The organism is Vibrio sp. OPT20, from assembly GCF_963889365.1.
Taxonomy (GTDB): Bacteria; Pseudomonadota; Gammaproteobacteria; order Enterobacterales; family Vibrionaceae; genus Vibrio; species Vibrio splendidus.
On sequence record NZ_CAWPOA010000031.1, the window covers coordinates 921,601 to 926,237 of the forward strand.

Below are 4,637 nucleotides of genomic sequence, written 5' to 3' on the forward strand. Positions count from 1 at the left end.
CCAACCTTGAGGCAAGTAGCCGTTCAGTGGATCGTGGGCAGAGGTTTGGTCAGTCACTACGTCAGGCGTGATATTGCGTTCAACAAGCTCTGGGAATACGTCTGCTGCGTTACCAAGCAAGCCAACAGAGATTGGTGTGTCTGATTCTTTAATCATTGCCATCGCTTCATCTATGCTGGTGGCTTTTTTGTCTACATAGCCTGTACGCAAGCGGTAATCGATTCGTGATTCATCGCATTCAACCGCAATCATTGAAAAGCCAGCCATAGTCGCTGCGAGAGGTTGAGCACCGCCCATACCGCCAAGACCACCCGTTAGAACCCACTTGCCGTTTGCTTCTCCTTGAAAGTGCTTCTTCGCGATAGCGACAAACGTTTCATAAGTACCTTGAACGATGCCTTGAGAGCCAATGTAAATCCAGCTGCCTGCGGTCATCTGGCCGTACATCATCAAGCCTTCTTTATCTAGCTCGTTGAAGTGCTCCCAGTTCGCCCAGTGTGGAACAAGGTTAGAATTCGCGATCAGTACGCGAGGCGCGTTTTTATGAGTCGGGAACACGCCCACAGGTTTACCTGATTGAACAAGCAACGTTTGGTCGTCTTCTAAACGCTCTAATACTTCAACAATCTTGTCATAACATTTCCAATCACGCGCAGCGCGACCAATACCGCCATACACAACCAGTGCATGTGGATGTTCTGCCACATCAGGGTCTAGGTTGTTCATCAGCATACGCAGTGGTGCTTCTGTTAACCAAGATTTAGCGCGCAAAGTGGTGCCATGAGGTGCGCGAATTTCGCGAGTCGTGTCGAGACGAGGGTCACTGTTGTGGTGTTCCGTCATTTTGGAATTCCTTCTGTTTCACGTTATATCGTTGTAGTTGTAGTTGTAGTTGTAGTTATCGGTATAGCTGGATTAGTCGCTGGCCATTGCACTGGCTATATCCCAACACAAACGTGCCGCCAATCGAGCAGTTTGGCTATCGATGTCGTAGTCTGGGTTGTATTCCGCAATGTCCGCGATAATGAGTTTTTCACTGTGTTTGAAAATCTGTTCTAGAAAAGGAGCGAGTGCTTCATAGCTCACGCCTCTTGCCGCTGGTGCACTGACGCCCGGCGCTGTCGCTGCTGGAAATACGTCTAGATCGATAGTGAGATAGAGGTAATCACACTCAGCGATGAATTTTTGTAACTTAACCAGTTGAGCGACTTGGTTCACTTGGGTCATGTTGCGGTCGTGTTCATACCAAACGCCCAGTTGGTCAGCTTTATTAAACAGCGCTTTGGTATTGCTAGCAGCACTCACGCCAAGGCAAGCGTAATGAAACGGCCATTGATGTGTGTGGCAGTAATCACTTATCTGGTTGAAAGGCGTGCCTGAGCTCGGTTTAACATCGGCGATGTCGCTTTCAAATTCACGAAGATCAAAGTGAGCATCAAAGTTAACGATGCCGATCTTAGGTTTGCGTTCTGGCTGACCTTTATCAAGGTGTTCCATTTGATGTAAATGATTAGCGAGGCCTTGGAAAGATGCCCAAGCCACTTCGTGACCACCGCCGAGGGTAATCACTTTGTTGATTGCTAAAGCATTGGCAATCACAGAAGCACACTGTTTTTGGCTGACTTCGAGTTGACCATCATTGCATTCGATATCACCAAGGTCCGCGATGTGAGCGTCACTGTGCCAAGCCATATTAGCCAACGCTTGGCGAATCAGGTTGGGTGCTTGTTTCGCGCCCACGCGTCCTTTATTCCTTGCAACACCGGCGTCGCTGGCAAAGCCAACTAAGGCGATAGCGCTGCTAGTCAGATCGTCACTTAACTCACTATTTTGCACTTGCTTGGTAATGTGATGAACGCGAGTACCGAGTGCGCCATCTTCAAGATCATTACGCCCAGTCCACACGAAGTTATGTACGGTTTCTGCGTTCTTTTGAATGCTGTTGGAATTAGATTGAGTCATGACATACCTCGCCATTAACAATGCGTTTATGCAGATGAGGAACACCAACTTGATAGCTTAAGTCGGCAGGGTGAACGATATTCCAGATAGCCAAATCAGCGGCATAACCAATTTCAATTCTGCCTTTGGTTTGTAATTCGCCAATGGCAGCCGCAGCATGACAAGTTACACCGCGCAGCGCTTCTTCAGGCGTCGTACCAAACAGGGTGCAGCTCATGTTCATCATTAGTGTTAAGTCAGCAAAAGGAGAAGTGCCGGGGTTTAAGTCGGTCGCTATCGCCATTGGAATGTTGTGTTCACGAAGTAGGGCGACTGGCGGCTGTTGAGTCTCTTTCAGGAAGTAGAAAGCACCGGGTAGCAAGGTGGCAACGGTGCCTGATTCCGCCAGTGCTTTGACTCCTATTTCATCAAGGTATTCGACATGGTCAACAGAGAGTGCGCCGTATTTAGCTGCAAGCGCGCTGCCACCCATATTCGAAAGTTGTTCAGTGTGGCCTTTAATCGCTAGCCCATGCGCTTTGGCTGCTGCAAAGACACGTTCGGTTTGTTCAAGGTTGAAGCCGATAGATTCACAGAACACGTCAACCGCATCGGCTAGGCCTTGCTCTGCAGCTTTAGGAATGATCTCTTGGCAAACCAGATCGATATAGCTGTCCGGTTGTTCTTTATATTCGGGTGGCACAGCATGGGCTGCAAGGAGAGTGGTGGTGATCTTAATTCGGCGATGATTCTCTAACGCTTTGGCTGCACGTAACATCTTGAGCTCATCTTCAAGAGTTAAACCATAGCCGGATTTTACTTCGATGCTGGTTACGCCACTTCTTAGTAGGCCATCGAGCCTAGGTAGTGCCATTTCAACCAGTTCAGATTCTTGTGCTGCGCGCGTTGCGGTTACTGTCGCTAAAATACCACCGCCTTGCTTGGCGATGTCGGTGTAAGACACACCATTCAAACGCTGCTCAAATTCATTGGCACGATTACCCGCAAATACGAGGTGAGTGTGGCAATCAATCAGCCCAGGGGTGACGAGTTTGTTCTTGCAATCATAGGTGATGTAATCTGCAGAGCCATCAGTGCTCGGTTGTTCTACCTCAGAAGCAAGTACCTCGTGGTTTGAACAAGAGATGGACACGATCTTACCGTTTTCGATAACGATATTTTGAGGGGAAGAGGGCTGATAGCCATCGGCTCCCGAACTCATGGAGACCACTCGTGCGTTTTTGAGGATCAAATTCATAATCACCTAGATCTTTGTTAAACATTAAATGTATATACAAATAAATAGGCTAAACGCTGACCCGAATCAAGTTGATGTTGCAAAAATGTGATCGGCGATCAGGATGATGTTCTTTAATCTAGAAGTATCTTGGAGCTTAATTTGTATTTAGAACCGGGATGGTAGAGCAATGCAAAGCTGATGAGACGTTCTTTGCTCCATGTTCTTCTATTCAAAAGCAGGCAAGGCTCTGATTCAGAAAGTTTTAGTGACGTTCTAATTTGAGAGTCAGGAATAATGGCTTCAACCGTATGCTCGATAGCACTCAACGGGCAGCTTTTTGAAAGGTATTCATTGGGGGTAGAGGTTGAAAAGTCTTGCTCTAGGTATTTTGGAGCGGCTTGAGAGTTCACCCAGCGCGCTTCCAATTGAATCGGTGCGTTGTCGGCAAAGTGTATGATTTCACTATAGAACACTTCTGCGTTAATCATCACACCTAACCGTGTAGCCGTGCTTTCATCAGCCTTGATACTATCGTGCTTGATAACTTGGCTAGTATACGTTTGGCCTCGGTCTTTGATCTCTTGCGCGATGTTGTTGATATCAAGCAACGGAGATTGCGCTTTTTCGTCTGGTTCACAAACAAAAGTCCCCAGTCTTGGTTTCCTGATGAGCTTGCCTTCAGATACCAAATCTCGAATCGCTTTATTGACCGTCATTCGACTCACATTGAACTGCTCGGTAAGTTCGAGTTCTGTGGTTATCTGGTAACCCACTGGCCAGTGACCACTGTTGATCTTGTCATCTATGAACTGTTTTATCTGAAGGTAGAGCGGCGCTTTCGACATAATGAAACCTTATTTGACTATACAAATAGAGTAACGGAATTTTTCACGATTTCAACATTTCCTCGGGCAATGTGACCTTATTCAACATAGATGGGGCAAATTGCTTGATTCTGTGAGGCAAGTGTCGCAAATTGTCACGCAATAACTATTCGTAAATCAGATAATTAGAAAGGGAAATAATATGTTTAAGAAATTAAAGGCCTCGTTGGGCATCGGTGCAGCAAAGGTTGATACTGTCTTAGATAATATTGAAGTTTTCCAAGGTGGAGAGTTGTCTGGCAATGTTCACATTGTTGGTGGCGACGTTGAGCAACAAATCGACCTGATCAACTTGGTTCTCAACACAGAAGTAAAAGTAGAAACGGAAGACAGTACCAGCTACGAAACCTTTTCACTGGGTCGTATTCAAGCGGTAGAGCCTTTCGTTATCCAACCGGGCGAAACCAAACTGGTTCCATTCCGTCTTAAGTTAAATGATGAAACGCCAGTCACCGCGTTGAACGCGCAAATGAATCGGTGTCACGTGTGGGTAGAAACCAACCTAGATATCGGTTTCGCGATTGACCCTAAAGACCGTGACTTCATCTCCGTACACCCATTGCCAACGGTCG

5 protein-coding genes are annotated in these 4,637 nt (G+C 46.8%); 1 reads left to right on the forward strand and 4 read right to left on the reverse strand.

Going from position 1 to position 4,637, the window contains the following annotated elements; all coding sequences use genetic code 11:
- From hutU to hutC, 4 genes are all read right to left on the reverse strand, one after another.
- Positions 1–843, reverse strand: an 843-nt coding sequence (hutU, locus tag AACR09_RS05255; protein ID WP_228010935.1) for a urocanate hydratase, incomplete at its 3' end; no start/stop codon positions are given.
- Positions 844–915: 72 nt separating this feature from the next.
- Positions 916–1,962: a formimidoylglutamase gene (hutG, locus tag AACR09_RS05260; protein WP_193836111.1), complete on the reverse strand. Its 1,047-nt coding sequence runs from the start codon at positions 1,960–1,962 to the stop codon at positions 916–918.
- On the reverse strand, positions 1,949–3,199 hold the full coding sequence (hutI, locus tag AACR09_RS05265) for an imidazolonepropionase (RefSeq protein ID WP_193836112.1): 1,251 nt from the start codon (positions 3,197–3,199) through the stop codon (positions 1,949–1,951). The genes hutG and hutI overlap by 14 nt, the downstream gene beginning before the upstream one ends.
- Before the next feature lie 113 nt (positions 3,200–3,312).
- The gene (gene hutC / locus AACR09_RS05270; RefSeq protein WP_017099838.1) at positions 3,313–4,026 is read right to left on the reverse strand and encodes a histidine utilization repressor; all 714 of its coding nucleotides are present in this window, start codon (positions 4,024–4,026) and stop codon (positions 3,313–3,315) included.
- Positions 4,027–4,207: 181 nt separating this feature from the next.
- On the opposite strand from hutC, the gene AACR09_RS05275 reads away from it, so the two are divergent.
- On the forward strand, positions 4,208–4,637 hold a 430-nt coding region (locus tag AACR09_RS05275), incomplete at its 3' end, for a sporulation protein (RefSeq protein WP_228010936.1).